The following is a 25,151-nucleotide window of genomic DNA, read 5'->3' as shown; positions in this document are numbered from 1 at the left end:
CATGCCCCGCAAGACGCAGGCTTCAGCGTCCCGCCTGGCCGGTGACCGTGACCGTGGACAGCGGGGGCACATCGATGTTCCAGTACGTCGCCGGCGGCGCCTTCAGGGCGTACACCAGCGCCGCGCGCACCACACCGAGTTCGGCGACGGCCACGATGCTCGAGCCGTCGCCGACCGGGCGGGTGTCCAGCCAGCGGCCCACGCGCGAGATGAACGCGAGCAGCGATTCGCCGCCGTGCGGAGCCGAGCGCGGATTGCCCAGCCAGGCGTCCACGGCCGCCGGTTCACGCGCCGTGACCTCGGAGAGCGTGCGCCCGCGCCAGCGGCCCATGTCGCAGTCGCTGAGCATCGGCTGCGCCATGGGCGCGAAGCCGAGCGCGTCCCCGGTCGCCCGGCTGCGCGGGGTGGGCGAGCAGTAGCGCAGCTCGGCCCGCCCGTACGGCACCAGGGTGTGCGCGGCGAGCTGCAGCTCGTGCCAGCCGGTCTGATCGAGCGGCCGGTCGTCGTCGAAGCGCTCGGTGAGCAGCGACGAGCTGCGTGCGGCGGCGATCAGCGTGACCCGAACATGCATGCGGTGATGTCGGAACCTGCCGCTCCGCAGGTCAAGAGCCGGTGGGCCGCGGTGCGTCCGGCTGCAGCTGCAGCGCCATCCAGTCCTCGGGGCGTGCGAGCGGCGCGAAGCCGTGCTTCGCGTACACCCCGTGCGCGTCTCCGGTGGCGAGCAGAATGCGGCGCACCCCGTACGGTTCGATCTCCTCGCGTACGGCGCCCACCAGGGCGACGCCGACGCCCTTGCCGCGCACGGCGCGATCGACGTACACATCGCAGAGCCACGCGAAGGTGACGCGATCCGTGATCACCCGGGCATACGCGACCTGTTCACCCGAAACTCGGTCGTACGCCCCGAAGTTCAGGGATCCGTCGATCGCGCGGTCCTGCTTCCCGCGGCTGCGGCCGAGCGCCCAGTAGGCGTCGGTGGAGAGCCAGTGGTGGATCCTGGCGCGGTCGAGGCGGGCGCTGTCCGTGGAGAACTCGAACTCGGTCATGACCATGAGGCTCGCACCGCGGGCCCCCTTCCGGCCAGCCGATTCCCCGCCCGGCGGTCACCCTCCGAGCACCTCGTCCCAGGCGGCGCGCAGCCTGCGCACCCCTTCTGTGATCTCCGCCTCACCCGCGAGCCCCGCGAAGCTCAACCGGACATATCCGGCGGGCGGTTCGGCACTGAAGTAGGGGCGGCCGGGCGTGATCGCGACACCCGCGCGCAGTGCGGCGGAGGCGAGCGCGGACTCGGCTGCGGCCCCGCCACGGCCGTACGCGCCGTCCGGCAGACGCAGCCAGAGGTGGTAGCCGCCGGTCGGGATGTGCGGCAGATCGAGCTCGGGCAGGTCCCGCAGGAGCGCCGTGGCCATCAGGTCGCGGCGGGTCCGCAACTCCGTGGCCACATTGCGCAGATGACGGCTCCAGGCGGGCGCACCGACCAGTTCGAGCGTGGCCTCCTGGAGCGGGCGGGGGACGAAGAAGTGGTCGACGATCTGGATGGCGCGCAGCCGCTCGAGTACCGGACCGCGGGCCACGAGGGCGGCCACCCGCAGCGAGGGCGAGGTCGCCTTCGTGAGGGAGCAGACATGGACCACGACCCCGTCGGGGTCCGAGGCGATCATCGGCGGCGGCAGCGGACCGCTGTCGTCGTGCGCGAGCCGGCGCACGAAGTCGTCCTCGATGACGAAGGCACCGAACTCCCGTGCCGTACGCACCACTTCGGGCCGCCGCGCCGCCGAGAGCACCGCTCCCGTCGGATTCTGGAACAGCGGCTGGCAGACGAAGACCTTCGCGCCCGTCGCCCGGAACGCGTCCGCGAGCAGCTCGGGCCGCACCCCGTCGGTGTCCACCGGCACCGGCACGGGACGCAGCCCGGCGGCGCGGGCGATGGCGATCAGACCGGGATACGTGGGCGACTCGACCAGAACCGGAGTGCCGGGCGCGGCAAGACCGCGCAGGGCGGTGGTCAGCGCGGTCTGGCCGCCGGAGGTGATCAGCACGTCGGAGGCGGTGACGGCGCCGCCGCAGCCGCGCGCGAACCACTCCCGCAGCTCGGGCAGCCCGTCCATGGGCGGCCTGCCCCACGCACCGGGCCGGCGTCCGGCACGGCCGAGCGCCGCCGCGAGCGCCTGCTCGGGCTGGAGCGAGGGATGCAGATAGCCGCTGTTGAACTCGATCACCCCGGTGGGCGGTTGGGCCAGACAGGCAAGCACTCCCGAGGCGTCCACGCTGCGCGGCTCGGCGGCCGCCTGCGCGCTGAGCGTGACCTCCTGCCAGGAGGTGTCACCCGACGACTGGGTAGCGGTCCGCAGCTCGGCACGGAACGCGCCCGCGCCCGGCCGGGTCACCACGAGCCCCTCGGCCGCCAGCTGCGCCAAGGCCCGCGAGACGGTCACCGGGCTCACACGGTAGCGCTCCACCAGCATCCGGCTGGACGGGAGCTTTCCACCGGGCGAGTAGCGATGAAGCTCTCCTCGCAGGCTGTTCGCCAATTCCCCCACACTGCTACGCTCTTGCATGACAGCACAGGATAGCGCTACTCGCCCAACCGCGATAGCGGTCAACACCCGCCCGCTCACGAGCACCGGCCCGGCCACCAGCACGGGCACCGGCCGCGACTCCACCCGTACCGGCATCCTGCTCGCCGCCGCCGGAGTCACCGCCTTCTCCCTCACGTTCCCCGCCACCGCATGGGGACTTGACGGTTTCGGTCCCTGGTCGCTGGTCTCCGTGCGGATGGCGCTCGCCGGACTCATCGCCGGCGGCTGTCTGCTCGTGCTGCGCATCAAGCCGCCGGCCCGTGAGCACTGGTTCTCCCTCGCGGTCGTCGCGGCCGGTGTCGTGATCGGTTTCCCGCTGCTCACCACGCTCGCCCTGCAGACCTCCACGACCTCGCACGCCGCGGTCGTCGTGGGACTGCTTCCCCTGACCACGGCCGCCATGTCGGCCCTGCGCACGGGGGCCCGCCCCTCGCGCACCTTCTGGACGGCGGCCTGCCTGGGCGCCGCCGCGGTGATCGCGTTCACGGTGCAGCAGAGCGGCGGCGCCCTCACCACCGCCGATCTCTATCTGTTCGGCGCCCTGTTGGTCTGCGCCGCCGGGTACACGGAAGGCGGCCGGCTCGCCAAGGTGATGCCGGGCTGGCAGGTCATCGGCTGGGCCCTTGTCGCCTGTCTGCCGCTCGCGCTGCCCGCGTCCGCGGTGGCTCTCTCGTACGAGCCCTGGGAGTTGACGGCCAAGGCCGTCACCGGCCTGCTCTGGGTGGCGGCGGGTTCACAGTTCGTCGGTCTGGTCGTCTGGTACCGGGGCATGGCCGCCATCGGCATCCCCAAGGCCAGCCAGCTGCAGCTCGCCCAGCCGCTGCTCACGCTGGTGTGGTCGGTCTCGCTGCTCGGCGAGTCCATGACGGCGGCCGCGCCGCTGACCGCCGTGGCCGTCCTCATCTGCATCGCGGTGACCCAGCGGGCCCGCGGCTGAGCCGGCGGCCGGCGGTCCCCGGCCGGTTCGCGCGGGTCCCAACTCGGGCTGCCCGCCGTAGACTTACGGCCACGGATCGCCGCTCCCCGGCAAGGCGAGGAGGTCACTCCCGATGCACGCACGTGTGGGCGACAAGCTGCTGGTGCACGGCAGGGTCGTCGGGCAGCAGGACCGGGTCGCCGAGGTCATCGAAGTGCTCGGCCCGGACGGCTCTCCCCCGTTCCGGGTCCGCTTCGAGGACGGACACGAGACGCTGATGTCACCGGGCCCGGACACGGTCGTCCGCCACAGGGCCCGCGACTGACGCAGCCGCGAGCCCGGCGACGGACCCAGCCAGGACCCAGGACCTCAGCGCAACGTGTAGTGGTCGGCCACGACCCGCGCCATCGCCCCGATCGGGTCGGCCACCACCTCACGCGCCGCGAAGTACACATGCCCGCGCACCTGCCGGTGCTTTCCCGCGTACGACAGATGCCGGGACAGCTCGGCGGGGTCCTGCCAGGGTGCGGGCTGCGCGGGATCGCCCGCCTTGTAGAGGGCCTCGCCCAGATACAGGTCGACATCCGTGCCCGCGACCGCGTCGGCCCACCACGGCACGAGCTTCGCGTAGTCGGCGGGCGCGAAGCCCATGTTCCAGTAGAGCTGGGGCACGACGTAGTCGATCCAGTTGCGCTTGATCCACTTACGGACGTCGGCGTGCAGATCGTCGTAGGTCTGCACGCCTGCGGTGGTGTCCGAACCCAGCGGATCCGTCGCCTTGTTGCGCCACACGCCGAACGGGCTGATCCCGAACTGCACACCCTTGCGCGCCTTCGGAATCGCCGCGGCCATGCCCCGTACGAGCTGGTCCGTGTTGTCCCGCCGCCAGGCCGCACGGTCCGCGAAGCCCGCCCCGTAGCGCTCGAAGGCCGCGCCGTCGTCGAAGGTCTCGCCGGCGACCGGATACGGATAGAAGTAGTCGTCCCAGTGCACGGCGTCGATGGGGTATTTGCGCACGGCGTCGAGCATCGCCCGCATCACGAACGAGCGGACCTCGGGCAGCCCCGGGTTGTAGTAGAGCTTCCCGCCGTACGGCACGAGCCAGTCGGGGTTCTTGCGCGCCGGGTGGTCGGGCGAGAGCAGTGAGGGGTCTGCGTGGCCGGCGACGCGGTACGGGTTGAACCAGGCGTGCAGTTCGAGGCCGCGCCGGTGCGCCTCGAGGACCGCGGTACCCAGCGGGTCCCAGCCCGGGTCCTTGCCCTGGACTCCGGTGAGGTAGGCCGACCACGGCTCGAAGTCGGAGGGCCACAGGGCGTCCGCCGTGGGCCTCACCTGCAGGATCACGGTGTTCAGCCGTCGGCGTACCGCCTCGTCGAGATACGCGAGCAGCTCGGCGCGCTGGGTCTCGGCGGGCAGCCCGGGCTTCGAGGGCCAGTCACGGTTGGCGACGCTGGCGATCCACATCCCGCGGAAGGCCGTATTACGGGGCCTGCGGCCCCTCGGGGCCCTGCCGTCGACCGCCGCGGCGTCCCCCGCGAGCCCCGTCCCGAAGAGCGCCGCGGCACCGGCCACCGTGAAACTCCTGCGCGTCATACGCAACGTATGCCACCTCATGTATCGAATTGTTCGCTTTGCCCGGAACTACCGGACAGCACCTGTTGTCCCGTGGGACGTGCCACAGCATGCCGCCCCGGCGGACTGTGCACCAGTGAACGCGGAGTAACGTCGGTACATCGGGGCAGGTGCCGAACATCCATCGGCCCGGCTGGACGAATTCAAGAGAAGTCGATCGGGCGGCCTGCCGACCCGGAGCACGAAAGGGACGATGTGACAGACGTTGCATTGGGCACGGCCGACATCGCGCGCGTCGGAGTCGTCGGCTGCGGCCAGATGGGAGCGGGCATCGCAGAGGTCTGCGCCCGCGCCGGCCTGGAGGTCAAGGTCGCCGAGACCACCGGCGAGGCCCTGGAGATCGGCCGTACCCGGCTGCACAACTCCCTCGCGAAGGCCGCCGAGCGCGGCAAGATCAGCGAGGAGGAGCGGGACGCCACGCTGGCGCGTCTGACCTTCACCACGGACCTCGGCGAGTTCGCCGACCGTGACCTCGTGATCGAGGCCGTGGTGGAGAACGAGCAGGTGAAGACGGAGATCTTCCAGGTGCTCGACCAGGTGGTGACCCGCCCCGACGCGATCCTCGCCTCGAACACCTCCTCCATCCCGCTGGTGAAGCTCGCCGTCGCGACCTCGCGTCCCGACCAGGTCATCGGCATCCACTTCTTCAACCCGGCGCCCGTGCAGCAGCTCGTCGAGCTGATCCCCGCACTCACCACCTCCGAGGGCACGCTCGCGCGCGCCCAGGTCGCGGTCGAGAAGGTGCTCGGCAAGCACGCCATCCGCGCCCAGGACCGCTCGGGCTTCGTGGTCAACGCCCTGCTCATCCCGTATCTGCTCTCCGCGATCCGGATGTTCGAGTCGGGCATCGCCAGCCGCGAGGACATCGACAACGGCATGGAGATGGGCTGCGCCCACCCGATGGGTCCGCTGAAGCTCGCGGACCTGATCGGCCTGGACACCGTCCACTCGGTCGCCGACTCCATGTACGCCGAGTACAAGGAGCCCCTGTACGCCGCTCCCCCGCTGCTCCAGCGCATGGTCGACGCGGGCCGCCTGGGCCGGAAGTCGGGCTCGGGGTTCTACACGTACTGATGCCGCGCCGTACGTACTGACGCAGCCATGCACCGGGCCGCCCTCCGTGACGGAGGGCGGCCCGGTGCATGGCCGGCTCAGGCGAGCCGCAGATCGACCCACTCGACCGGCTCACCGGGCAGCGTGTACCGCTCCAGCTCGAAGAATCCCTGCCGTTCGGCGAAGTGGAGCCCGTCCTCGTTGGAGGACAGGACGACGGTCTCCACTGTTTCGGCGCCGAGCTCCCTGGCCCGTGCCAGACCGCGCCGGTACAGCTCGGTTCCGTATCCCCTGCGCCGGTGTCCCGGCAGCACCCGGGCGATCACGGTCGCCGTGCGCGTGCCGTCGACCGGCGGGCGAACGGTGCTGCAGCCCACCAACTCGTCTCCCGCGTAGGCCACTTCCAGGACATGGCGGACGGCGCGGTCCCGGGCGTCGGCCAGGGAGAGCGGATGCGTCGGGATGACCGTATTGTGCACGCGCCGCCAGTCGGCGAGCGCGGCGTCGTCCAGAGGCTTCTCGATACGCAGATCTGACATGCCTGCACCCAAGCCGCCCCACGGATCTTGCGTCAACCGGAATTTCTTCCGCCCGTCGCCTCCTCCCCGTCCTCTTCCGCCTCCCTGCCCTTCCCGGCCGATTCGGCCACTCTCCGTATCCTTCCGGCCAGATTCACGCCAGGACACCGCGTCCGGAGGGGGTCTGCGGAAGCCCGGCCCGCAGCATTCGCACCGGTGTGAAAGCTGGGCCCGCATATGCCCCGCGCACACGCTCCCGCGCCCCTCACCAGGCGGCTTTACTGTCCGTGCGCAGAACAGGGATGGCTGCGCACGGACAATTTCCAGCCAGGTACGGCCCAGGAGGGAGAGGACTCGTGACCACCGACCCCGAGCATCCCGTGGTCCAGGAAGAACACGCAGAGTTGCGCCGCAGCCTCGATGTGGGACTCACCCGTATCGAGGGGCATTTGGCGCTCCTCACCCAGCGCGACGAACAGAGCACCAAGGAACTCGACGATCTCACGACGCGTATCACCGCACTCGAGCACAGCCGCTGGCCCTTGCCCACCGTCGCGACGCTGACCGCGGTCGGCGCGCTGGTGGTGGCCGTGTGGCAGGCACTCGGACGGTAGCCCGGTGCGTCCTGGCGCCAGGTGGCCGGTTCTATCCGAGCCGGAGGTGGTGCAGCATGAGCAGCGCGGCCGTCATGTTGGCCGCCGGCACCTCCCCCCGCGCCACCATGTCGGGGACAAGTTTGAGCGGCACCCACTCGCGCCGTGACGACTCGAAGTCGTCCACGGGATGGCCCGTATACGTCCCCTCGTCCGCCCAATAGATGTGGTGCCGGGCGTCGGTGAGGCCGTTGGAGGGTTCCACACTGAGCAGATGCTGGAGGGGACCGGGCCGCCACCCGGTCTCCTCCTCCAGCTCACGCGCGGCTGCCACCGCGATGTCCTCACCGTCCTCCACGACACCCGCGGCCAGCTCCCAGCCCCAGCTGTCCGTGATGAAGCGGTGCCGCCACAGGAGGAGGACTTCATTGGCCTCATTGACCACTGTGGCGACGGCCACCGGGCGCAGCCGGATCAGGAAGTGATCGAGATGCTTCCCGTCGGGCAGCTCCACATCCGCCAAGTTCACCTGGAACCAGCGGTTTTGGTACACAGTCTTTTCGCAAAGGTTCGTCCACTGCACGGTTCTGCCACCTTCCGCCGAGATAGATGGCAATATCGCACGCACCCTTGCGGCAGGCCCTCAGGGTCACAGCGGTACGCGCAGTGCTCCGTCGATGAGCGCGGCAGCTTCTTCGGTGCCGGAACATCCACTGCGGACGAGGTGCTCGCGCACCGCACGCAGCCGGTCGCGGAGCCGCTGGGACTCCATTCCCCGTGCCTGCCGGGCCATTTCGACGGCCGTGGCGACCGCCGCCTCCGCCTCACCGCGCCGCAGCTCGATCTGGCTGAGCACCGCGAGGCGGTGCACCCGCCCCCGGTCATGGGCCGGGGTGTCCACGGCCGCGGCCGAGTGCATCCGGGCCGCCGCGAGATCACCGAGACTGAGCAGGGCCTCCGCCACCTGGACGTTCACCAGGCCCGGCTGCACATAGCCGGTCTCCGCGGGTTCATGGCCCGGGCTGATCCGGTCGGCCGCCGATTCGGCCCGCCGGATGCAGAACAACGCGCTGCTGCCGTCCCCGAGATGGGCATACGCCTTGGCCTGCATGGCGTAGAGATCGGCGGCGAGCGCGGGCGTGATGTGCCGCCCCGCGGCTCTCAGGGCGGCCTCCGCGAACGCGACGGCCTGCCGGTATTCGCGGATGAACAGCGACTGGTTGACGAGCAGCGCTATCACATAGGCGCCAAGTCCCCTGTCCCCGCTCGCTTTCGCGAGCCGGAGCGCCTGATGGAAGTAGCGCTGCGCGAGGCCGTGGGCGTCGGAGTCGTACGCGCAGATCCCGGCGATCGCCACCAAGCCGCCGGTCGCTCTGTGCAGTTGACGCCCCATCGCGTCCGTGTAGCTGCCGCGGAGCAGCGGTGCCGCCTCCGCGTTGAGGAAGCCGACGATACGGGCGCGGGTCGCGACCCCTCCTGTCTTGCGGTACATCTGCTCGTAGTGCGCCCGGGCCGAACTCAGCATCGCGATATCGGACTTGCTGACCTGATGCCGCCCGCCGCGCGAGACATCCACGTCCTCCGGCGGGTTCTCCCACTCCCAGACCGGCATCACGGCCGGCGTCCCGGTGACAGCGGCCGCGCCGAGCACATGCGGACGCTGCTGCATGTCGGACCGCCACAGGGCAGTGGCCCGTTCCACGAATCCGGACAGCGAGGTCGCGGCCGGGCCCGCCTGCTGGCCGGGCACACCGAGGCCGATGTCATCGAGGGTCACCGGGCGCTGGAGCCGGGCCGCGAGCACTTCGCAGATCAGGTCGGGCACCTGGCCGCGCGGCCGCTGGCCCTTCAACCAGCGGGCCACGGCGGTGTGTTCGTACCGCAGCGCGAGACCCCGGGCCTTTCCGGCCTGGTTCACATGGGCGGCAAGGCCCGCATGGGAGATCCCGGCCTCGTCGAGTATGGCGTCGAGCAGGGTGTTGGGCTGCATCAGGCCCTCCGATGGCGGCGCTCGGTGCCGCCCAGGTTAGTCGAGCGCCTTTCACACGGGGTGCGAAACAAGTGCCCACGGTGACGGGGCGTGCACTCTGCCGTACCAAGAGCGGCGCAGGTTGGATATATGCGTCCGGACCCCCTGGACCGGACACCTTCTGGCCTCGCCAGAGGCGGCCGGGCCGCCGGCTCCCCCTCGTACAGTGCGGCGGCCCAAACCGCGCCGCTCACCTCGTCCGCCTGCCGAACTCTCCGCGGCGAGGTGGGCGGCGCCGGCCGGACCGGTGGATTCGACCCTCCTTCGTACGGGAGTGGTCTGCGCGGCGGTCGACTTCGGTCAGCCGCACCGATGCGCACGGCTCACGGACGCGGGTGGCAGCCCGCGCACCAAGAGACCGCGGGTGACAGCCCGTTGGTCGAGCGACCGCGGGTGGGCAGCCCGCTGGTCGGGGACCGCGGGTGGCAGCCCGTCGGTCAGGTGGCCGTCCGCGCCCCGCGCACCACCGGTTCGCCCGGCTGCTGCGGCACCTTGCGCCGCTCGTTGCGCAGCACGAGCAGCGCCATGTCGTCGGTGAGCCGGCCCCCGGTGTGCCGGAGCAGCGCATCGCAGACGCTCTTGATGACCTCGCCCGGCGCACTGCGGTTGCCGGCGAGCACGGAGGCCAGCGGGAAGAAGTTCCCCGCCTGGTCCCGTGCGTCCTCCACCCCGTCGGTGTGCAGAAGCAGCGCCTCGCCCGCGTGCAGCCAACCGCAGTGCAGGACGGGCAGTTCGGCGGGGAGCGGGAACGGGCCGAGCGGCGGCAGCGGTTCGCCGCCGGCGATGCGCTCGACCTGGAGACCGAGCCGGAAGGGCCAGGGGTGACCGCAGTTGAGCGCGTACACCGAACCGTCGAGCCGGATCTCCAGGAGCAGCACGGTGACGAACTCCTCCGAGAGCGGTGCCTCGGGCTCGGCGCCGCCGGCCGACGGATGCTCGGCCCGTGCGCGCTCGCGCAGATGCCTGCCCATCGCGCGCTCCAGCCTGCGCAGTACGGCGGGGAGTTCGGCCTCGTCGTGCGCGGCTTCGCGGAAGCTGCCGAGCAGCGCGGCGACGGTGCCGATGGCGGCCAGGCCGTGTCCGCGGACGTCGCCCATGACGACCCGTACACCGTGATCGGTCGCGACGGCCTCGTAGAGATCGCCGCCGACGGTGGCGGCCCGGTGGGCGCAGAGCTGTCCGGCGGCGATCGCCAGACCGTCGAGCCGGGGCGGCAGCGGACGAAGGAGCACCCGCTGGGCGGCGCCCGCGACTTCGTGGATCTGGGCCAGCTCCTGGAGGAGGGCCCGGCGCACGCCCAGTATCAGACCGGTGCCCACGGCGAAGAACACCGCACTGGTGGCGATGCGCGCGACGAGCCCGTCCTGCTGGGCGAGCGGGCAGGTGAGCTTGTAGACGATGGCGACGCCGCCCCACAGCGTCGGCAGGGCAAGGGTGACCATGCGCCGGATCCGGGACGCCCCGGCCGGTGCGCTGTGATGCCCAGGTACCTGCGCGACAGGTGCCCTGGACTTGATACGGATCATCGCCGACGGCCTCCCTTAAGGCCCTGCCCAGCAGGGGCCAGCCCCGAGACGGCACGCGCTCCGGGCCCTGAGGGCGCGGCGTACGGCCGGATCGATTCTGTCCATGGGGTGGCCCGATCGGGCCAGGGAGTCCGTTCTTCTCACCCGAATGAGTGAGGGGCGCACTCAGTTTCCCAAGTGCGCCCCTCACCAGGCGTTTTGATCCTCTGCTCTACGGGAACACGCGCCCCCGCAGCGGTCCTACGCGCCGCGCAGCACCGCGCCCGTGATCTCGGCGGCCTTGGCCACCGCGGCGTCACGGGCGGCCGAGGCCTCCTCGACGGTCAGCGTGCGGTCGGCGGCGCGGAAGCGCAGCGCGAACGCGAGCGACTTCTTGCCCTCGCCGACCTGATCGCCGGTATAGACGTCGAACAGCCGGATGTCCTCGAGGAGTTCACCGGCGCCACCGCGCAGGAAGTGCTCGACCGCGGCGGCCGGCACCTCCTTGTCGACGATGAGCGCGACGTCCTGTGTGGCCACCGGGAAGGTGGAGATACGCGGCGCCTGCAGGGTGCCGTCCACGGCCTGCTCGACCAGGTCGAGGTTCAGCTCCATCGCGCAGGTGCGCGCGGGCAGGCCCAGCGCCTTGACCACACGCGGGTGCAGCTCGCCCGCGTGACCGGCGAGGGTCTTCACCCCGTCGATGACGACGGAGAGCTCGGCGCACCGGCCCGGGTGCCAGGGACCGTACTGGCCCTGGTCGATGAGCAGCTCCACGCCCGCCTCGCGGCCGACAGCGCGCGCGGCCTCGACGGCGTCGGCCCAGTCGGCCGGGCGGCCCTTGCCCCACCAGCCGGCCTGCTCACGGGCGCCCGCGAGGACGACCGCGGCATGCCGCGGCTGCACGGGGAGCACGGAGTTGAGACCCGCGAGCTCCTCGTCGGTGGGACGGCGGTCGACCGGCAGGCGCACGGCGGTGCCGCGACCCGACGACGAAACAGCCGGGTGGAAGACCAGACCGGTCTCGAAGAGCGCCAGGTCGTGGCTGCCCCGGCCGTCGTTGCGGCGCAGCGCCTGGAGCAGCCCGGGCAGCAGCGTCGTACGAAGAGCGGGCTCCTCGTCCGAGAGCGGGTTGACCAGCTTGACGACACGGCGGGCCGGGTCGTCCTGCTCCAGCTGCAGCTGGTCGAAGACCTGCGAGCCGATGAACGGGTAGTTCAGCGCCTCGACGTAACCGGCACCGGCCAGAACGCGGCCGACGCGGCGGTGCAGCCGCTGGCGGTCGGTCAGCCCCAGGCCCGCGGGGGGCTTGGGCAGCGTCGAGGGCAGGTTCTCGTAGCCCTCGAGCCGGATGACCTCTTCGGCCAGGTCGTTCGGGTCGGTCAGGTCGGGACGCCACGACGGGACGGTGACGACGAGCTCGTCCTGCCCGTACACGTCGCAGCCGACCTCCTGGAGGCGGCGTACGACGGTCTCGCGGCCGTACTCGACGCCCGCGACCTTGTCCGGGTGGTCGGCCGGGATGGAGATGGTGTGCGGCGCGAACGGCGCGATCACCTCGGTGACGCCGCCCTCGGCCGTGCCGCCCGCGAGCAGCACGAGCAGGTCGACGGTCCGCTGGGCCGCGGCGGACGCGGCCTTCGGGTCGACACCGCGCTCGAAGCGCTTGGACGCCTCGGAGGACAGCTTGTGGCGGCGTGCGGTGCGCGCGATCGACAGCTGGTCGAAGTGCGCGGCCTCGATGACCACCTCGGTGGTGCCCTGGGCCAGGCCCGTCTCCGGGTCGACCTCGGGGTCGGCGATCTCGGTGTTGGCACCGCCCATGACACCCGCGAGACCGATCGGACCGCGGTTGTCGGTGATGACCAGGTCCTCGGCGTCCAGGACGCGCTCGACACCGTCGAGGGTCGTGAACTTCTCGCCGGCCTCGGCACGGCGCACGCCGATCGGGCCCTCGATGAGGGAGCGGTCGTACGCGTGCAGGGGCTGGCCCAGCTCCAGCATCACGTAGTTGGTGACGTCGACCGCGAGCGAGATCGGACGCATGCCGGCCTTCTGCAGGCGGCGCTGCAGCCAGATCGGGGACCGGGCCTCGGGCTGCAGGCCCACGACGGTGCGCGCGGTGAAGCGGTCGCAGCCGCGCGGGTCGGAGATCTGCACGGGGTGGCCGAACGAGTTCGGCGCGGGCACGTCCAGGAGCGCCGGGTCGCGCAGCGGCAGGCCGTACGCGGTGGCGGCCTCGCGGGCCACGCCGCGCATGGACAGGCAGTAGCCGCGGTCGGGCGTGACGGCGATGTCCAGGACCTCGTCGTACAGCTCGAGCAGCTTGGTGGCGTCCGTGCCGACCTCGTGCTCGGGCGGCAGGACGATGATGCCCTTGGTGCCGTCCTCGCCCATGTCCAGCTCGTCGCTGGAGCAGATCATGCCGCGCGAGACCTTGCCGTACGTCTTGCGCTCGGCGATCCGGAAGTCACCGGGGAGCACGGCGCCGGGCAGGGCCACGACGACCTTGTCGCCCTCGGCGAAGTTGCGCGCGCCGCAGATGATCTCCTGCGGCTCGCCGGTGCCGTTGGCCTGGCCGACGTCGACGGTGCAGAAACGGATGGGCTTCTTGAACTCGGTCAGCTCCTCGATGGTGAGGACCTTGCCGACGACGAGCGGGCCGGTGAGGCCCTTGCCCAGCTGCTCCACGGTCTCGACCTCGAGGCCGACACCGATGAGCTTCTCCTGTACGTCACGGCCGGTGGCGTCCGCCGGCAGGTCGACGTACTCCCGCAGCCAAGAAAGCGGGACCCGCATCAGATCTCCATCCCGAACGGCCGGGTGAACCGGACGTCACCCTCGACCATGTCTCGCATGTCTTCGACGTTGTGGCGGAACATCAGCATCCGCTCGATGCCGAACCCGAAGGCGAATCCGCTGTACTTCTCCGGGTCCACACCGCAGGCGGTCAGGACGCGCGGGTTGACCATGCCGCAGCCGCCGAGCTCGATCCAGCCCTCGCTGGAGCAGGTGCGGCAGGGCCGCTCCTCGTTGCCCACGGACTCGCCGCGGCAGACGTAGCAGAGCATGTCCATCTCGGCGGACGGCTCGGTGAACGGGAAGTAGTTCGGGCGAAGCCGCGTCTTCATGTCCGCGCCGAACAGCGCCTGGACCATGTGGTCGAGCGTGCCCTTGAGGTCCGACATCGTCAGACCCTCGTCGATCGCGAGCAGCTCGATCTGGTGGAAGACCGGGGTGTGCGTGGCGTCCAGCTCGTCGGTCCGGTACACGCGGCCGGGGCACACGATGTACACGGGCAGCTCACGGCTGAGCAGCGCGCGGGCCTGCACCGGCGAGGTGTGGGTGCGGAGCACGATGCCGGACTCGTCGTCGACGGTCGGCTTGCCGTCCTCGCGCGTGCCCTGGACGAAGAACGTGTCCTGGGTCTGGCGCGCGGGGTGGTCGGGCACGAAGTTGAGCGCGTCGAAGTTGAACCACTCGGCCTCGACCTCGGGGCCCTCGGCGATCTCGTATCCCATGGACACGAAGACATCCGCGACCCGCTCCATCATCGTGGTCAGCGGGTGCCGGGCGCCGGCCGGTACGCGGTCGTAGGGCAGCGTCACATCGACGGCCTCTTCGACGAGTACGCGGGCGTCGCGCTCGGCCTCGAGCTCGGTCTGCCGGGCGGCGAGCGCCTTGCTGACCGCGCCACGGGCCTGGCCGATGCGCTTGCCGGCCTCGGCCTTGGCCTGCGGGGGCAGCGCACCGATCTCGCGGTTGGCGAGAGCGAGCGGCGAGGTGCCGCCGGTGTGCGCGACCTTGGCGGCCTGGAGCGCGTCGAGGTCACCCGCGGCGGCGAAGGCGGCGAGCGCCTCGTCCCGCATGCGCTCGATCTCTTCCGGTTTCAAGGCTTCGACCTCAACAGGGTCGTACGACTTATTCGGTGCCGACATCTCTTCCCGTGCTTCCGATTGGCTGGCTGGTCTCTCCTGGACCGCAGACCGCGCCCACGCAGACACAAATGCGCCAAGGGTCGAGTCTAACGGGGTGCCAGGGTGGCTTTGACGCCCGTGGTCAGGGCCGGGGACTGCTAGAGCAGATACGCCGGGGTGCCCACGGGCAACGTAAATCGGAACTCCGCGCCGCCGGCGGGACCACGGCCGACGGTGATCGACCCGCCGTGCGCCTCGACGATGCCCTTGACGATATAGAGGCCGAGGCCTGTGCCACCGCGCTTGCTTCCCCGCCAGAAGCGGGTGAAGACACGGCCCATCGACTCCTCGGGGATGCCGGGGCCTTCGTCGCTCACGGTGACTGCCGTCCCTTCCAGGGGGCTCTCAAGCGGTGCCACATCAATGGTGACAGTGCCTTCTCCATGGCGCACGGCGTTTTCCAGGAGATTGGAGAGCACCTGGTCGATCTTGTCGGGATCGGCCCACAGGTCGGGCAGCGGCTGCTGCAGCCGGACGAGGAAACGGTCCGGGGCCTGTCCGGCCGCGATGTGCGACTGGATATGGCGTCCGACGGCGGCGGCGATGTCGACGGGCTGGCGCCTCAGCTCCAGGCGGCCGGAGTCGATCCGCGAGATGTCGAGCAGCTCGGCGATCAGCCTGGTGACGCGGTTGGCGTCGGCGTCCACCGTCTCCAGCATCAGCTTCTTCTGGTCGTCCGTGAACCGCTCCCATTTGGCGAGCAGCGTCGCCGTGAACCCCTTGACCGAGGTCAGCGGCGAGCGCAGCTCATGGGCGACGGTCGCGATCAGCTCGGCATGGCTTCTTTCGGTACGGCGCCGGGCCTCGGTGTCCCGCAGACTCACCACGAGGCGGTGCAGGGGCCCGGTGGGCCGCGTGCGCACATAGCGCGCCGAGACGAGCACCTCGCGGCCGCCGGGGAGCAGCAGATTGCGCTCGGGCTGTCCGGTGCGGATCGCGAGCCCGCCATAGGGATCGGTCAGCTGCCACCAGCGCCGGCCTTCGAGATCCTCCAGGGGCAGGGCCTCCTCGACGGGCCGCCCGAGAGCGTCGTCGGCGGACACGGCGGTGATCCGCACGGCCGCGGCGTTGAAGCAGACGACCCGCCCCTTCTCGTCGGCGACGACGAGTCCGTCCGGCAAGTCGTCGGGATCCAGGCCGAGTTCACCCGGCGGGGTGTCGATACGGGGCGCGGCAGGGCGCGGCACGGAGCGGCGTGCTCCGGCCTGCCTCCTGGTGCCGACACTCATATCCCCGTACCCCACCTCTCGCTTGATTCAGTGGGCCCCCGAGTCCGCCACCCTACTAGCTGAGGGTGACGGCAGGGATGCCCCGTGTACCGGCGAAGGCGAGAAGTTGCGGTGGCGGCGGGAAACGCTTTGCGCCGCCCACAGAGCGGTCGCGACATAGAGCGCCTGCTCGGGGATCCGGAACCACAGCGGCGTGGCCGGTTCGCCGTCGAAGGTGACGTGCTCGACGGCGGCGTAGATGTTGGCGGGCAGGATCCCGACGAAGAATGCCGCGAGCCCGAGCCCCGCCGCCCGACGGGTCGAGGTTTTCACCAGGCCTGCGGCGCCCAGCAGTTCCAGGGCTCCGGAGCCGTAGACGACCGCGGCGTGGAAGGGCACGAACGGAGGGATCATCGCCTCCATGTCCTCGCGGTTGGGTATCGCGGTGACGCCGGCCGGGGCGAAGTGCGCGGACGCGGTGAAGACCAGCATCACCGCGAGCCCGTGGGCTGCGCTGTCGCGCCAGGTGGCGAACCTGCGGACACCCAGCGCACCGAGCAGGCGGAATCCGGCGGTGGGTGCGGCGAGGAGCATCACGGTCTCGAACATCGGAACTTCCTTTCGGTGGGCGCGAATTGCCTTAACTATCCAATGGAAAGATAAGAGCTCTCCAGGACGTTGTCAATGGTAAGATGGCGGCCATGACAGCCGATCGCCCCTATCACCACGGAGATCTGCGCCGGGCCGCGCTCACCGCGGCCGTCGACGCCATCAAGGAAGGCGGCAGCCCTGCCGCGCTGAGCCTGCGTGATGTCGCCCGCCGGGCGGGCGTCTCGCACGCGGCGTTCAAGCATCACTTCGGCGGCAAGCCGGGCCTGCTCACCGCGGTGGCGACCGAGGGCTACGCCCTGCTGGCCGACGCCCTCACGGCCGCCGGCGACGACCGCATCGAGGCAGGTGTCGCCTACGTGCGGTTCGCGGCCGCCCATCCGGCGCACTTCGACGTGATGTTCCAGCCCGGCCTGTACAACGCCGATGACCCCGACCTGCGCGCCGCCGAGCAGCGGGCGGGCGCGGCGCTCACCGCGGTCCTTTCGTCCTCGGCCGACGAGAACGACGAGCTGGCCGCCTGGTCCATCGTGCACGGCTTCGCCAGCCTGTGGGTGAGCGGTGCGCTGCGGACCGCTCCGGGCGCGGACGCGGGCGAGGCCGCGCGTCCGGTCATCTCGCTTCTGGAGCTCCCCCGGTAACGCCGGCAACGCCGGTTCAGGCCTGTGCCGCGCTCCTGCGCTGGGCGCGCGCGGACGCGTACAGGCACACAGCGGCTGCGGTCGCCAGGTTGAGGCTCTCGGCCTTGCCGTGGATGGGCACGCGCACCACCGCGTCCGCGAGTGCGCGGGTCTCCGCCGGCAGACCCCAGGCCTCGTTCCCGAACACCCAGGCGGTGGGCCCGCCCATCGTCCCCTTGTCCAGCTCGTCGTCGAGATCGTCGTCCCCGGCGCCGTCGGCCGCGACGATCCGTACGCCCGCGCCCTTGAGCCCCTGTACGGCCTGCTCGACGGGGACCCCGACGGCCACGGGCAGATGGAAGTGCGAACCGACCGACGCCCGTACGGACTTGGGGTTGTACAGATCGACGGACGCGTCGGTCAGGACCACGGCATCGGCACCGGCCGCATCGGCGCACCGAAGGACGGTGCCGGCGTTCCCGGGGTCGCGCACATGCGCCAGTACGGCGACGAGGCGGGGCTTCGCGGCCAGGATCTGCTCGAAGGGCGTGTCCAGGAAACGACAGACGCCGACGAGCCCCTGCGGCGTGACGGTGGTGGAGATATCGGCGATCACGGCCTCGTCGGCCAGGTGCACCCGCGCCCCGGCCTTGTGCGCGGCCTCGACGATGTCGCCGTACCGCTCGGCGGCCTCGACGGTCGCGAACAGCTCGACGAGCGTGGGCTCCCCGTCGACGCTGTGCCCGGCGGCTTCCCGTACGGCCTGCGGCCCCTCGGCCAGAAACAGCCGATCCTTGGTCCGGAAGTTCCGCTTCCCCAACCGCCGCGCGGCGGCGACACGGGAGGACTTCGGCGAGATCAGCTCAGGGACGGCAACCATGACTCAACCTTAGGCAACAGATCAGGGGCGGGGAGAGCCGCGCAATCCAGGGGCGCGGGGAACTGCGCAGTGGAGGCGCGAAGCGCCGACATAGGGGCGCGGGGCTGCATCGATATGCGGCTCCGCCGCGTGGGCGCGCCCAGCAACGACGAACCCGCAGTCGGCGAACGACGAACAGGGGCAGACGCATGCCCGAACAACAATCGGACCCGCAGACCGAAACGGTCCACGGGTCCGATCAGAACGCTCAGGGGCGCAACACTCAGGCGGCAGCCTTGGGAGCGTTGACGTCGGCCGGAAGCGCCTTCTGCGCAACCTCGACCAGCGCGGCGAACGCGTTGGCGTCGTTGACGGCGAGCTCCGCCAGGATCTTGCGGTCGACCTCGATGTTCGCGGCCTTCAGACCCTGGATGAGGCGGTTGTACGTCATGCCGTTCTGGCGGGCCGCAGCGTTGATGCGCTGGATCCACAGCTGACGGAAGTCGCCCTTGCGCTTCTTGCGGTCGTTGTAGTTGTAGACCAGCGAGTGGGTGACCTGCTCCTTGGCCTTGCGGTACAGACGCGAACGCTGTCCGCGGTAGCCGCTGGCCTGCTCGAGGATCGCCCGACGCTTCTTGTGCGCGTTCACCGCGCGCTTGACGCGTGCCACTTGTTAACTCCTTGTAGCGGGGCCGTGGTTGTGTTCACACGGCCCGAATTCGAATAGGTCCCGGTCCAGGCGTCCGGCCCCCGCCCGCGGCAGAGCCGCGGATGTCACAGCGGGGGCCGCGACGTCACTTGCCGAGAAGCTTCTTGATCTTCTTGGCGTCGCCCGGGGCCATCTCGGCGTTGCCGGTGAGGCGACGCGTCAGGCGCGACGACTTGTGCTCGAGCAGGTGGCGCTTGCCGGCGCGCTCACGGAGCACCTTGCCGGAGCCGGTGATCTTGAAGCGCTTGCTGGCACCGCTGTGCGACTTGTTCTTCGGCATAGCGCCGTTCTCTCCTCGTCAGTGGCGCTCCCCCGGTCGTGAAACCGGCAGGCGGGAGCGTCAGTTGTATCGGTTGGCGATCCTGGGCTCGCGCCCCGGATCAGGCCTCGGCCGGCTCCTCCGCGGAAGCCTCGGTCGGCTCCTCGGCAGCGGCCTCGGTGGGCTCCTCGTCCGCGGCGCGGTCACGACGCGTGGTGGTCGCCGGAGCGTCCGCCTTGCGCGCGGCCTGGGCCTCACGGGCCTCGGCCATGGCCTCGGTCTTCTTCTTGTGCGGACCGAGAACCATGATCATGTTTCGGCCGTCCTGCTTCGGATTCGACTCGATGAAGCCGAGGTCCTGGACGTCCTCCGCGAGACGCTGCAGCAGTCGGTAGCCGAGCTCCGGCCGGGACTGCTCGCGACCACGGAACATGATCGTGATCTTGACCTTGTCGCCCTGCTTGAGGAACCGGACGACGTGACCCTTTTTGGTGTCGTAGTCGTGCGGGTCGATCTTCGGCCGGAGCTTCATTTCCTTGATGACCGTGTGCGCCTGGTTCTTGCGCGCCTCACGGGCCTTCATGGCCGATTCGTACTTGAACTTCCCGTAGTCCATGAGCTTGCAGACGGGCGGGCGAGCGCTCGCCGCCACCTCGACCAGGTCGAGGTCGTACTCCTGAGCAAGCTCAAGGGCCTTGGCAAGCGGAACAATCCCGACCTGCTCGCCGCTGGGACCGACAAGTCGTACCTCGGGAACGCGAATCCGGTCGTTGATGCGGGGCTCGGTGCTGATGGATCCTCCTCGGTAGCACCACGCGACGGTCTGGCGGACCGCCACGTAACGTCATATTCGTCAGACCTAACCGCGCCGGCACATGAAAAATGCCCCGGACGATCACAGGCGGGGCTCCATACCGGAGCACCACCGCGACGTACACGGGGCGCATCAGCGACGGGAACACATACGAGACATGTCCGTCGGACCGGTGACCCGCCGCCCTGTCGGGCAGCCAGGTGGGAGATCGGAGCCTCCACTTGTGGGCCGGGCACGCGAGTGTCCGGCCGGTCGTTACACAAGGTTAGCAGAGCTTCTGGGGTGCGGCTAACGGCCCGTGTCCGGGCCGCCGCACGCGGGCGGGCTCAGCCGAAGACGGGGCCCGTGTACTTCTCGCCGGGGCCCTGACCGGGCTCGTCCGGGACGAGCGAGGCCTCACGGAAGGCCAGCTGCAGCGACTTCAGGCCGTCGCGCAGCGGGGCCGCGTGGAAGGAGCTGATCTCGGTCGTGCTGGCGTCGAGCAGACCGGCGAGGGCGTGGATCAGCTTGCGGGCCTCGTCGAGGTCCTTGTGCGCGTCGCCTTCCTCGGTCAGGCCCGCCTTCACGGCGGCGGCGCTCATCAGATTCACCGCCACGGTGACGATTACCTCGACGGCGGGGACCTCGGCGATGTCGCGGGCCATGGCGTCGAAGTCGGCGGTCTGTCCGGTGGGGCTTGCGTCAGTCATACCCCTCAGCCTAAGCGCGCCCGACGGGTGCTCAGGACCCTGGCCACCCGTAGCCGTGGGCAGTCGTGCCGCAGGGCGGCACGGGTGGGCACAGCGGCCCCCACGGCGGCGCCGACTTTTCGCGCAGCGCCCACCCACGCTCAGCCGCGCACGTACAGCGGCTCCCCCGGCGGCGAGGCCTCAGCCGGAAGAAGCGCGAGGTCGAGCCCCCGCACAAGACGCGCACGAAGCGCCTCGTCCGAGGCCAGCGCCCGGGCGATCCGCTGCGCCGCGGCCGCGGTGTCGCTGTCCGCGTCGAGGACGAGGGCGAGCGTCCCGTCGGCCGCACCGGAAGCACCCAGATGCGCCCGTACGACAGCGGCCTCCGCGGAAACCACAGCCCGTACCGCGGCGACGACCGCCGGATCCGCCAGCGGATCCGTCGAGGTGCGCCCCTCCGCCAGGGCGTACAGCGCACGCCGCGGCAGCTCGTACGCGACGGGCCCGGCCATGTCGAGCACGATCGTGTCCGCCTTCTCGTGCGCCGCCGCCCGCAGCGCCTGCTGCATCGGTACGGCGACGGGCCGGGCGGCCGGGTCCCACAGGGCGAGCGCGTGGGTCGAGGTGAAGGCGGGCAGCGCGGTGCGGTCGCCGGCCTTCAGGGTGGGCACGGCCATGTCGCTGTTCTTCTCGCGCTTGAGCCCGTTCTCGTCCGTCTCGACCTCGCCGAGCACCGCGACGACGGGTACGAGGAGCCTTGCGTCCTTGAGCGCTTCGAGGATCCGGCTCTCATGGGCGGGCGTACGGTCCGCCGCCCACGCGTCGAGCGCGGCACTCAGGCGGGGGTCGGCGGAGCCGTCGTCGTTCGCGTACCCGTGGTCGGGAATGTTCTTGTTCGCCACGCTGCCCGACCCTACCTGCCCGTTTCGGCGCCCCGGGCGGCCCGCACGACCGGCCGCTCACCCTTGCCTGGCGGCCAGCCATTGCGCGTGGGTCTCCGTGACGTTCTCCCACAGCAGGGCGCGCTCGCGGGCGTCCATATCGGTGAGGTCGAGGTGGAACACCTCGGCGAGCACTTCGTAGAACTCCTCGGCCGAGTCGATGATCCGCTCGTCCGTGCCCTCGGCGTGGATCCGGCGCAGCACGCGCCCGCGCAGCATGTCCACGCCCTTGGCGTCGCGCAGCTGGGTCTGGAAGACGCGGACGAAGCCGGATTCGGGATCGGCGGACAGATAGGCGTGCTTCTCCTCGAAGGAGGACAGGGTGACGGGTTCCGGTGCGAAGACCATGGAGTCGAACGCGCCACGGGAGTCGTGTGTGAACCGCCAGCCGCCGGGCACCACGGACGACGGCGCCATCCCGTACGTGAACGGCCCCTGGGTGTAGCTGCCCGCGCGCAGCGGCAGCGGTTCGTGGATGCCGCCGGCCAGGCCGATGTCGACCAGCCACCGCTGTCCGTCGAGCCCCACGGTGAGCGCGAGATGGTCGCCGCCGGGGCCGTCGGGGTCCTCGACTTCTTCCTGGACACCGGCCCGGTGGAGGGTCACGTCGTAGCCGAGGGCGTCGAGCAGGGCGGCGAAGGCGCCGTTGAGGTGGAAGCAGTAGCCGCCGCGTCCGCGCAGGATGCGGGCGACCGACTCCTCGGCCGAGATGCCCGAGGGCCGGCCCAGCTGGTTGTCCGTGGTCTCGTACGGGATCCGCTCCGCGTGCGCCCGGTGCAGCACCCACAGCGCCTCGGCGGTCGGGGCCGACGGCCGCTCCACTCCGAGCACGGACAGATACCGGTCGACGTCGATCATGGATTCCCTCGCACTCGCCACGGATGTTCTTCGAGGATCCCGCGTACGGCTGGAGCCTGCCGGTCCCCCGGCTAGAGCCTGCCGGTCCCCCGGCGCCACAGCACCGTCGCGGCCACAAGCAGGCCCGCGCCGAGTGCGCCCACCGCAAGACCGAACCAGCTCGACGGCCCTGATCCCGCTTCCTTCTTGGAGGGGCCCGGGCCGAAGTACTTCTTCGGATACGCGGGTGCCGCCGCGGACTTGATCCCGGCGCCCTTCTCGATCGCGGCCACCGGGTTGATGAAGCCGTAGCCGAAGGAGTCGTCGCGGCCGCCCGACGGGGAGTCCTCCGCCGTGTCCTCCAGTAGCCGCTTGATCTGGGCGGGGTCGAGGTCCGGGTGGGCGGAGCGGACCAGGGCGACCACGCCGGAGGCGAAGGCGGCGGCGGCCGAGGTGCCCCAGCCCTTGTAGTACTCGCGGTCCGGGCCCGCCATCAGGATGTCGTCGCCCGGCGCGCTGACCGTGGCGTACCAGCGCCGGGTCGAGAAGGAGGCGCGGGCCCCGTAGCGGTCCACGGCCGTGACGGCGATGACGCCGGGGTAGGCCGCAGGGTAGGAGATGTGGTCGCCCTTCTCGCCGCCGTTGCCGGCGGAGGCGACCACGACCACGCCCTTGCGGAGGGCGTACTGGACGGCCGCGTCCTCGCGGGCGTCGGCGTGCGCGGATTCGCTGTCGTCGCCGAGCGACATGTTGATCACGTCGGCGCCGTGGTCGGCGGCCCAGCGGATGCCGTCGGCGAGGGCGGTGCCGCGCGTATTGCGGGCCTTCGTACGGGACTTGTCGCCGTCCTCGAGGATCACCCGTACAGGCAGGATCTTGGCCCCGGGGGCGATGCCGAGCACGCCGTCCGCGCGGCCCGGGCCGTGGCCGTGGCCCGCGATGATGCCGGCCATGTTGGTGCCGTGCCGGGCCCAGGCCGTGTCGCCCTGCCGGGCGCCGAAGCCGATCATGTCCTTGCCCTTGAGGACGTTGTCGCGGAGGTCGGGGTGGGTGCCGTCGACTCCCGTGTCGAGCACCGCGACCGTGATGCCTTCGCCCTTGGTCGTCGCCCAGGCCCGGTCGGCGTCCAGGGCCTCGAGCGCCCACTGCTGGGCGCGGATCGTGTCGGCGTGCGCGGCGGTCGTCGGCAGCAGCACGAGGGCGCCGGTGAGGAGCAGGGCGCCGATGGATCGAACCCTCACGAACCGTCCTCCGTGGCCTCCGCGGCCTTCTTGCGCAGGCCCCGCTCGATGCGGTCGGCCAGGCCCTGCGCCTCGTGGCCGAGACCGGACTGGGCCGGGGCGCTGGTGGCGCCCTCGGCCATGGCCTGTGCGGCCGGCTCGGGGTCCTCGACCGCGCGGCCGTCGGCGAAACCGGAGACCGCGAACACCACGACGGGTGCGTCGTTCAGTACGGAGACGCTCCAGCTGGCCCGCTGCCGTGGCCCGAAGTCCTCGGCGACCGTGCCCTTGACCGGGTAGGTCCCCGGCATCAGTTCGGGGCGGGTGGTGAGGCCTTCCTTATCGAAGCGGGTGCGCAGGGCACTCATCGTCTCGGCGTCGGCCTCGGTGAACGCCATGCCCACGGTGGTCACATAGCTGTGGGTGGCATCGGTGTACGTGGCGCGGACGAGCCGCTTGCAGCCGGCCGTCTCCAGGGTCTTGAGCAGCAGCGGATCGAGCCCCTTGGCGCAGGTGCTGTCGGGGGCGACGGCGATCCGCGTCCAGCGCCGGTCCGCGCCGCCGGGTCCGGCGCCTTCGCCCGCGACCGTACGGGGGAAGAGCGTGTCCACCGGTTCGCTGTGCCAGGCGTCGGCCGCGGCGGCGAACACATCGGCGTCGGCGGCGGCCGCGCCGGACTCGCCGGTCAGCCAACTGCCGGTCACCGCACCGGCGATGAGCCCGACGCCGAGTACGAGGCAGGTGGTGGCGGCGACGATCCGCGCGCGGCTGCGGCGCACCGGGCGCAGCCGGGTGGTGTGGTCGTCGAAGGCTGCGGGCGGTGCGAAGACCAGCGGCGGTCCGGCGTCCGGGCGAGGCGTGAGGTCGACGGAGCCGACGGGCCGCCGCCGGCGCAGGCCCGGTGGGTCCTGCGGCGGGTGCGATGCGGGGCGCGGCGGGGCGCCGGCCGGGCGGCGCGGGGCCTCGGGAGGCAGGGGGCCCGCCGTCACCGGACGCAGGCGGGTGGTGGTCTCGGTGGGCGTTTCGGGGCCCGGCCGGGAACGGGGAGCGACCGGCGCCTGCGTACCGGAGGGGGAACTTCCGGGGCGCGGGCCCGCGTTGGACGGCTCGGCGACCGGCGCGTCGCCGGCGGTGGCCGCTTCGCGCGCGGCGGGTGCGGCGGGTGCGGCCGCGGGTCTGGGCGGCACGGCGGGCATCGGCGGTACCGAGGTCTCGGCGCCTGCGGGACGGGGCGGGAGCCGGTCCGCATCGGTGGACGCGGGGCCGCCCGCGACGGCCGCGGCAGAGTCCACGGCGGGCGCATGATCCGGCAGCCGCGACGAGGCGAGCGGCGGAGGCGGGGACGTGGGGCGCGGGGGGACGTCGGCGCGCTGCGCTTCGGTACTCATCCACCCCCCGTTCGCTGAACTCGCGGGTCCGGGCCTTTGCTCCGGCATGCTCGGCGCCGCCGGTCACGCGCGTCCGTCACCAGTGTCGATCACCTGTGGGGACAGGCCCGTTCCTCCCTGCCTGCGCGTCACTCTACGGTCTCGTGCTGTGCATGCGGGAACCAGTCCGCAGGTCAGGGGTGATCTGTCCGGATCATCCCCCTACCAAGCGGTAATC

26 protein-coding genes are annotated in these 25,151 nt (G+C 71.2%); 5 read left to right on the top strand and 21 right to left on the bottom strand.

Annotation, left to right across the window (positions count from 1 at the left end; genetic code table 11):
- Positions 1-22 precede the first annotated feature (22 nt).
- From H9Y04_RS23620 to H9Y04_RS23610, 3 genes are read right to left on the bottom strand one after another with little or no spacing between them, the layout of a single operon-like run.
- Positions 23-571, bottom strand: coding sequence for a histidine phosphatase family protein (locus tag H9Y04_RS23620; protein ID WP_187815986.1), 549 nt, complete (start codon positions 569-571; stop codon positions 23-25).
- Between the two features lie 31 nt (positions 572-602).
- Positions 603-1,046: a GNAT family N-acetyltransferase gene (locus H9Y04_RS23615; protein WP_236071257.1), complete on the bottom strand. Its 444-nt coding sequence runs from the start codon at positions 1,044-1,046 to the stop codon at positions 603-605.
- Positions 1,047-1,103: 57 nt separating this feature from the next.
- On the bottom strand, positions 1,104-2,558 hold the full coding sequence (locus tag H9Y04_RS23610; RefSeq protein ID WP_187815984.1) for an aminotransferase-like domain-containing protein: 1,455 nt from the start codon (positions 2,556-2,558) through the stop codon (positions 1,104-1,106).
- Here H9Y04_RS23610 and H9Y04_RS23605 point away from each other — a divergent pair.
- Together H9Y04_RS23605 and H9Y04_RS23600 are read left to right on the top strand one after the other, a co-directional pair.
- Positions 2,557-3,516: a DMT family transporter gene (locus tag H9Y04_RS23605; RefSeq protein WP_187815983.1), complete on the top strand. Its 960-nt coding sequence runs from the start codon at positions 2,557-2,559 to the stop codon at positions 3,514-3,516. The two genes, H9Y04_RS23610 and H9Y04_RS23605, sit on opposite strands and share 2 nt — an antisense overlap.
- Before the next feature lie 112 nt (positions 3,517-3,628).
- Positions 3,629-3,820: a DUF1918 domain-containing protein gene (locus H9Y04_RS23600; RefSeq protein WP_187815982.1), complete on the top strand. Its 192-nt coding sequence runs from the start codon at positions 3,629-3,631 to the stop codon at positions 3,818-3,820.
- 44 nt (positions 3,821-3,864) lie between these two features.
- On the opposite strand, the gene H9Y04_RS23595 is transcribed toward H9Y04_RS23600, so the two are convergent.
- Positions 3,865-5,088, bottom strand: a complete 1,224-nt coding sequence (locus H9Y04_RS23595) for a glycoside hydrolase family 10-like protein (RefSeq protein ID WP_438818137.1) — start codon at positions 5,086-5,088, stop codon at positions 3,865-3,867.
- A gap of 234 nt (positions 5,089-5,322) precedes the next feature.
- Between H9Y04_RS23595 and H9Y04_RS23590 the strand changes: the two genes are divergently transcribed.
- Positions 5,323-6,201 carry a 3-hydroxybutyryl-CoA dehydrogenase gene (locus H9Y04_RS23590; protein WP_187815980.1) on the top strand — a complete coding sequence of 293 codons (879 nt, stop codon included), beginning with the start codon at positions 5,323-5,325 and terminating at the stop codon, positions 6,199-6,201.
- Positions 6,202-6,278: 77 nt separating this feature from the next.
- Here H9Y04_RS23590 and H9Y04_RS23585 read toward each other — a convergent pair whose 3' ends face one another.
- A complete protein-coding gene (locus H9Y04_RS23585) occupies positions 6,279-6,719 on the bottom strand; it encodes a GNAT family N-acetyltransferase (RefSeq protein WP_187815979.1) in 441 nt (146 codons plus the stop codon).
- Positions 6,720-7,054: 335 nt separating this feature from the next.
- On the opposite strand from H9Y04_RS23585, the gene H9Y04_RS23580 reads away from it, so the two are divergent.
- Positions 7,055-7,312, top strand: coding sequence for a hypothetical protein (locus H9Y04_RS23580; RefSeq protein ID WP_187815978.1), 258 nt, complete (start codon positions 7,055-7,057; stop codon positions 7,310-7,312).
- A gap of 31 nt (positions 7,313-7,343) precedes the next feature.
- Here the strand turns inward: H9Y04_RS23580 and H9Y04_RS23575 are convergent, their stop codons facing one another.
- The 7 genes from H9Y04_RS23575 to H9Y04_RS23545 form a co-directional block, all read right to left on the bottom strand.
- The gene (locus tag H9Y04_RS23575; protein ID WP_187815977.1) at positions 7,344-7,874 is read right to left on the bottom strand and encodes an NUDIX hydrolase; all 531 of its coding nucleotides are present in this window, start codon (positions 7,872-7,874) and stop codon (positions 7,344-7,346) included.
- Positions 7,875-7,940: 66 nt separating this feature from the next.
- Complete coding sequence (locus H9Y04_RS23570; protein ID WP_187815976.1) at positions 7,941-9,281, bottom strand: NsdA family TPR-like regulatory protein; 1,341 nt, start codon at positions 9,279-9,281, stop codon at positions 7,941-7,943.
- Positions 9,282-9,757: 476 nt separating this feature from the next.
- Positions 9,758-10,762 carry a PP2C family protein-serine/threonine phosphatase gene (locus H9Y04_RS23565; RefSeq protein ID WP_236071256.1) on the bottom strand — a complete coding sequence of 335 codons (1,005 nt, stop codon included), beginning with the start codon at positions 10,760-10,762 and terminating at the stop codon, positions 9,758-9,760.
- 324 nt (positions 10,763-11,086) lie between these two features.
- Positions 11,087-13,624, bottom strand: a complete 2,538-nt coding sequence (gene pheT, locus H9Y04_RS23560) for a phenylalanine--tRNA ligase subunit beta (protein ID WP_187815974.1) — start codon at positions 13,622-13,624, stop codon at positions 11,087-11,089.
- Positions 13,624-14,763 (bottom strand): phenylalanine--tRNA ligase subunit alpha, encoded by a 1,140-nt coding sequence (gene pheS / locus H9Y04_RS23555; RefSeq protein ID WP_187815973.1) that lies wholly within the window; start codon positions 14,761-14,763, stop codon positions 13,624-13,626. The genes pheT and pheS overlap by 1 nt, the downstream gene beginning before the upstream one ends.
- A 137-nt stretch (positions 14,764-14,900) precedes the next feature.
- Entirely contained in the window at positions 14,901-16,031 is a 1,131-nt protein-coding gene (locus tag H9Y04_RS23550; protein WP_187815972.1) for a sensor histidine kinase, read from the bottom strand.
- Positions 16,032-16,058: 27 nt separating this feature from the next.
- Positions 16,059-16,619 carry a DoxX family protein gene (locus H9Y04_RS23545; protein ID WP_236071255.1) on the bottom strand — a complete coding sequence of 187 codons (561 nt, stop codon included), beginning with the start codon at positions 16,617-16,619 and terminating at the stop codon, positions 16,059-16,061.
- Positions 16,620-16,711: 92 nt separating this feature from the next.
- Here H9Y04_RS23545 and H9Y04_RS23540 point away from each other — a divergent pair, with 92 nt between their 5' ends.
- A complete protein-coding gene (locus H9Y04_RS23540) occupies positions 16,712-17,260 on the top strand; it encodes a TetR/AcrR family transcriptional regulator (RefSeq protein WP_187815971.1) in 549 nt (182 codons plus the stop codon).
- 16 nt (positions 17,261-17,276) lie between these two features.
- Here the strand turns inward: H9Y04_RS23540 and H9Y04_RS23535 are convergent, their stop codons facing one another.
- The 9 genes from H9Y04_RS23535 to H9Y04_RS23495 all read right to left on the bottom strand — a co-directional run bounded on the left by H9Y04_RS23535 (position 17,277) and on the right by H9Y04_RS23495 (position 24,934).
- The gene (locus H9Y04_RS23535; protein WP_187815970.1) at positions 17,277-18,119 is read right to left on the bottom strand and encodes a TrmH family RNA methyltransferase; all 843 of its coding nucleotides are present in this window, start codon (positions 18,117-18,119) and stop codon (positions 17,277-17,279) included.
- 262 nt (positions 18,120-18,381) lie between these two features.
- Positions 18,382-18,768 carry a 50S ribosomal protein L20 gene (gene rplT / locus H9Y04_RS23530; protein WP_006350245.1) on the bottom strand — a complete coding sequence of 129 codons (387 nt, stop codon included), beginning with the start codon at positions 18,766-18,768 and terminating at the stop codon, positions 18,382-18,384.
- Between the two features lie 124 nt (positions 18,769-18,892).
- Entirely contained in the window at positions 18,893-19,087 is a 195-nt protein-coding gene (rpmI, locus tag H9Y04_RS23525) for a 50S ribosomal protein L35 (protein WP_003947156.1), read from the bottom strand.
- A gap of 100 nt (positions 19,088-19,187) precedes the next feature.
- Positions 19,188-19,904 carry a translation initiation factor IF-3 gene (infC, locus tag H9Y04_RS23520; RefSeq protein WP_187815969.1) on the bottom strand — a complete coding sequence of 239 codons (717 nt, stop codon included), beginning with the start codon at positions 19,902-19,904 and terminating at the stop codon, positions 19,188-19,190.
- Positions 19,905-20,206: 302 nt separating this feature from the next.
- Complete coding sequence (locus H9Y04_RS23515; protein ID WP_187815968.1) at positions 20,207-20,569, bottom strand: DUF1844 domain-containing protein; 363 nt, start codon at positions 20,567-20,569, stop codon at positions 20,207-20,209.
- 140 nt (positions 20,570-20,709) lie between these two features.
- Positions 20,710-21,450, bottom strand: a complete 741-nt coding sequence (locus H9Y04_RS23510) for an SseB family protein (protein ID WP_187815967.1) — start codon at positions 21,448-21,450, stop codon at positions 20,710-20,712.
- A 57-nt stretch (positions 21,451-21,507) separates the two neighbouring features.
- A complete protein-coding gene (locus tag H9Y04_RS23505) occupies positions 21,508-22,347 on the bottom strand; it encodes an arylamine N-acetyltransferase family protein (protein ID WP_187815966.1) in 840 nt (279 codons plus the stop codon).
- Positions 22,348-22,418: 71 nt separating this feature from the next.
- Positions 22,419-23,567, bottom strand: a complete 1,149-nt coding sequence (mycP, locus tag H9Y04_RS23500; protein ID WP_187815965.1) for a type VII secretion-associated serine protease mycosin — start codon at positions 23,565-23,567, stop codon at positions 22,419-22,421.
- Positions 23,564-24,934, bottom strand: coding sequence for a hypothetical protein (locus H9Y04_RS23495; RefSeq protein ID WP_187815964.1), 1,371 nt, complete (start codon positions 24,932-24,934; stop codon positions 23,564-23,566). Before H9Y04_RS23495 ends, mycP begins: the two co-directional genes overlap by 4 nt.
- Positions 24,935-25,151 lie beyond the last annotated feature (217 nt).

This window comes from Streptomyces polyasparticus (assembly GCF_014493765.1).
GTDB classification, from domain to species: Bacteria; Actinomycetota; Actinomycetes; order Streptomycetales; family Streptomycetaceae; genus Streptomyces; species Streptomyces polyasparticus.
This window is presented reverse-complemented; position numbering and strand designations above follow the sequence as displayed.

Bases quoted from the DNA above. Each gene is read 5' to 3' on its own strand.
- H9Y04_RS23620 (WP_187815986.1), bottom strand. From the start codon at position 571: ATGCATGTTCGGGTCACGCTGATCGCCGCCGCACGCAGCTCGTCGCTG.
- H9Y04_RS23615 (WP_236071257.1), bottom strand. From the start codon at position 1,046: ATGACCGAGTTCGAGTTCTCCACGGACAGCGCCCGCCTCGACCGCGCC.
- H9Y04_RS23605 (WP_187815983.1), top strand. From the start codon at position 2,557: ATGACAGCACAGGATAGCGCTACTCGCCCAACCGCGATAGCGGTCAAC.
- H9Y04_RS23610 (WP_187815984.1), bottom strand. From the start codon at position 2,558: ATGCAAGAGCGTAGCAGTGTGGGGGAATTGGCGAACAGCCTGCGAGGA.
- H9Y04_RS23600 (WP_187815982.1), top strand. From the start codon at position 3,629: ATGCACGCACGTGTGGGCGACAAGCTGCTGGTGCACGGCAGGGTCGTC.
- H9Y04_RS23595 (WP_438818137.1), bottom strand. From the start codon at position 5,088: ATGACGCGCAGGAGTTTCACGGTGGCCGGTGCCGCGGCGCTCTTCGGG.
- H9Y04_RS23585 (WP_187815979.1), bottom strand. From the start codon at position 6,719: ATGTCAGATCTGCGTATCGAGAAGCCTCTGGACGACGCCGCGCTCGCC.
- H9Y04_RS23570 (WP_187815976.1), bottom strand. From the start codon at position 9,281: ATGCAGCCCAACACCCTGCTCGACGCCATACTCGACGAGGCCGGGATC.
- H9Y04_RS23565 (WP_236071256.1), bottom strand. From the start codon at position 10,762: ATGGTCACCCTTGCCCTGCCGACGCTGTGGGGCGGCGTCGCCATCGTC.
- pheT (WP_187815974.1), bottom strand. From the start codon at position 13,624: ATGCGGGTCCCGCTTTCTTGGCTGCGGGAGTACGTCGACCTGCCGGCG.
- pheS (WP_187815973.1), bottom strand. From the start codon at position 14,763: ATGTCGGCACCGAATAAGTCGTACGACCCTGTTGAGGTCGAAGCCTTG.
- H9Y04_RS23550 (WP_187815972.1), bottom strand. From the start codon at position 16,031: ATGAGTGTCGGCACCAGGAGGCAGGCCGGAGCACGCCGCTCCGTGCCG.
- H9Y04_RS23545 (WP_236071255.1), bottom strand. From the start codon at position 16,619: ATGTTCGAGACCGTGATGCTCCTCGCCGCACCCACCGCCGGATTCCGC.
- H9Y04_RS23540 (WP_187815971.1), top strand. From the start codon at position 16,712: ATGACAGCCGATCGCCCCTATCACCACGGAGATCTGCGCCGGGCCGCG.
- H9Y04_RS23535 (WP_187815970.1), bottom strand. From the start codon at position 18,119: ATGGTTGCCGTCCCTGAGCTGATCTCGCCGAAGTCCTCCCGTGTCGCC.
- rpmI (WP_003947156.1), bottom strand. From the start codon at position 19,087: ATGCCGAAGAACAAGTCGCACAGCGGTGCCAGCAAGCGCTTCAAGATC.
- H9Y04_RS23515 (WP_187815968.1), bottom strand. From the start codon at position 20,569: ATGACTGACGCAAGCCCCACCGGACAGACCGCCGACTTCGACGCCATG.
- H9Y04_RS23505 (WP_187815966.1), bottom strand. From the start codon at position 22,347: ATGATCGACGTCGACCGGTATCTGTCCGTGCTCGGAGTGGAGCGGCCG.
- H9Y04_RS23495 (WP_187815964.1), bottom strand. From the start codon at position 24,934: ATGAGTACCGAAGCGCAGCGCGCCGACGTCCCCCCGCGCCCCACGTCC.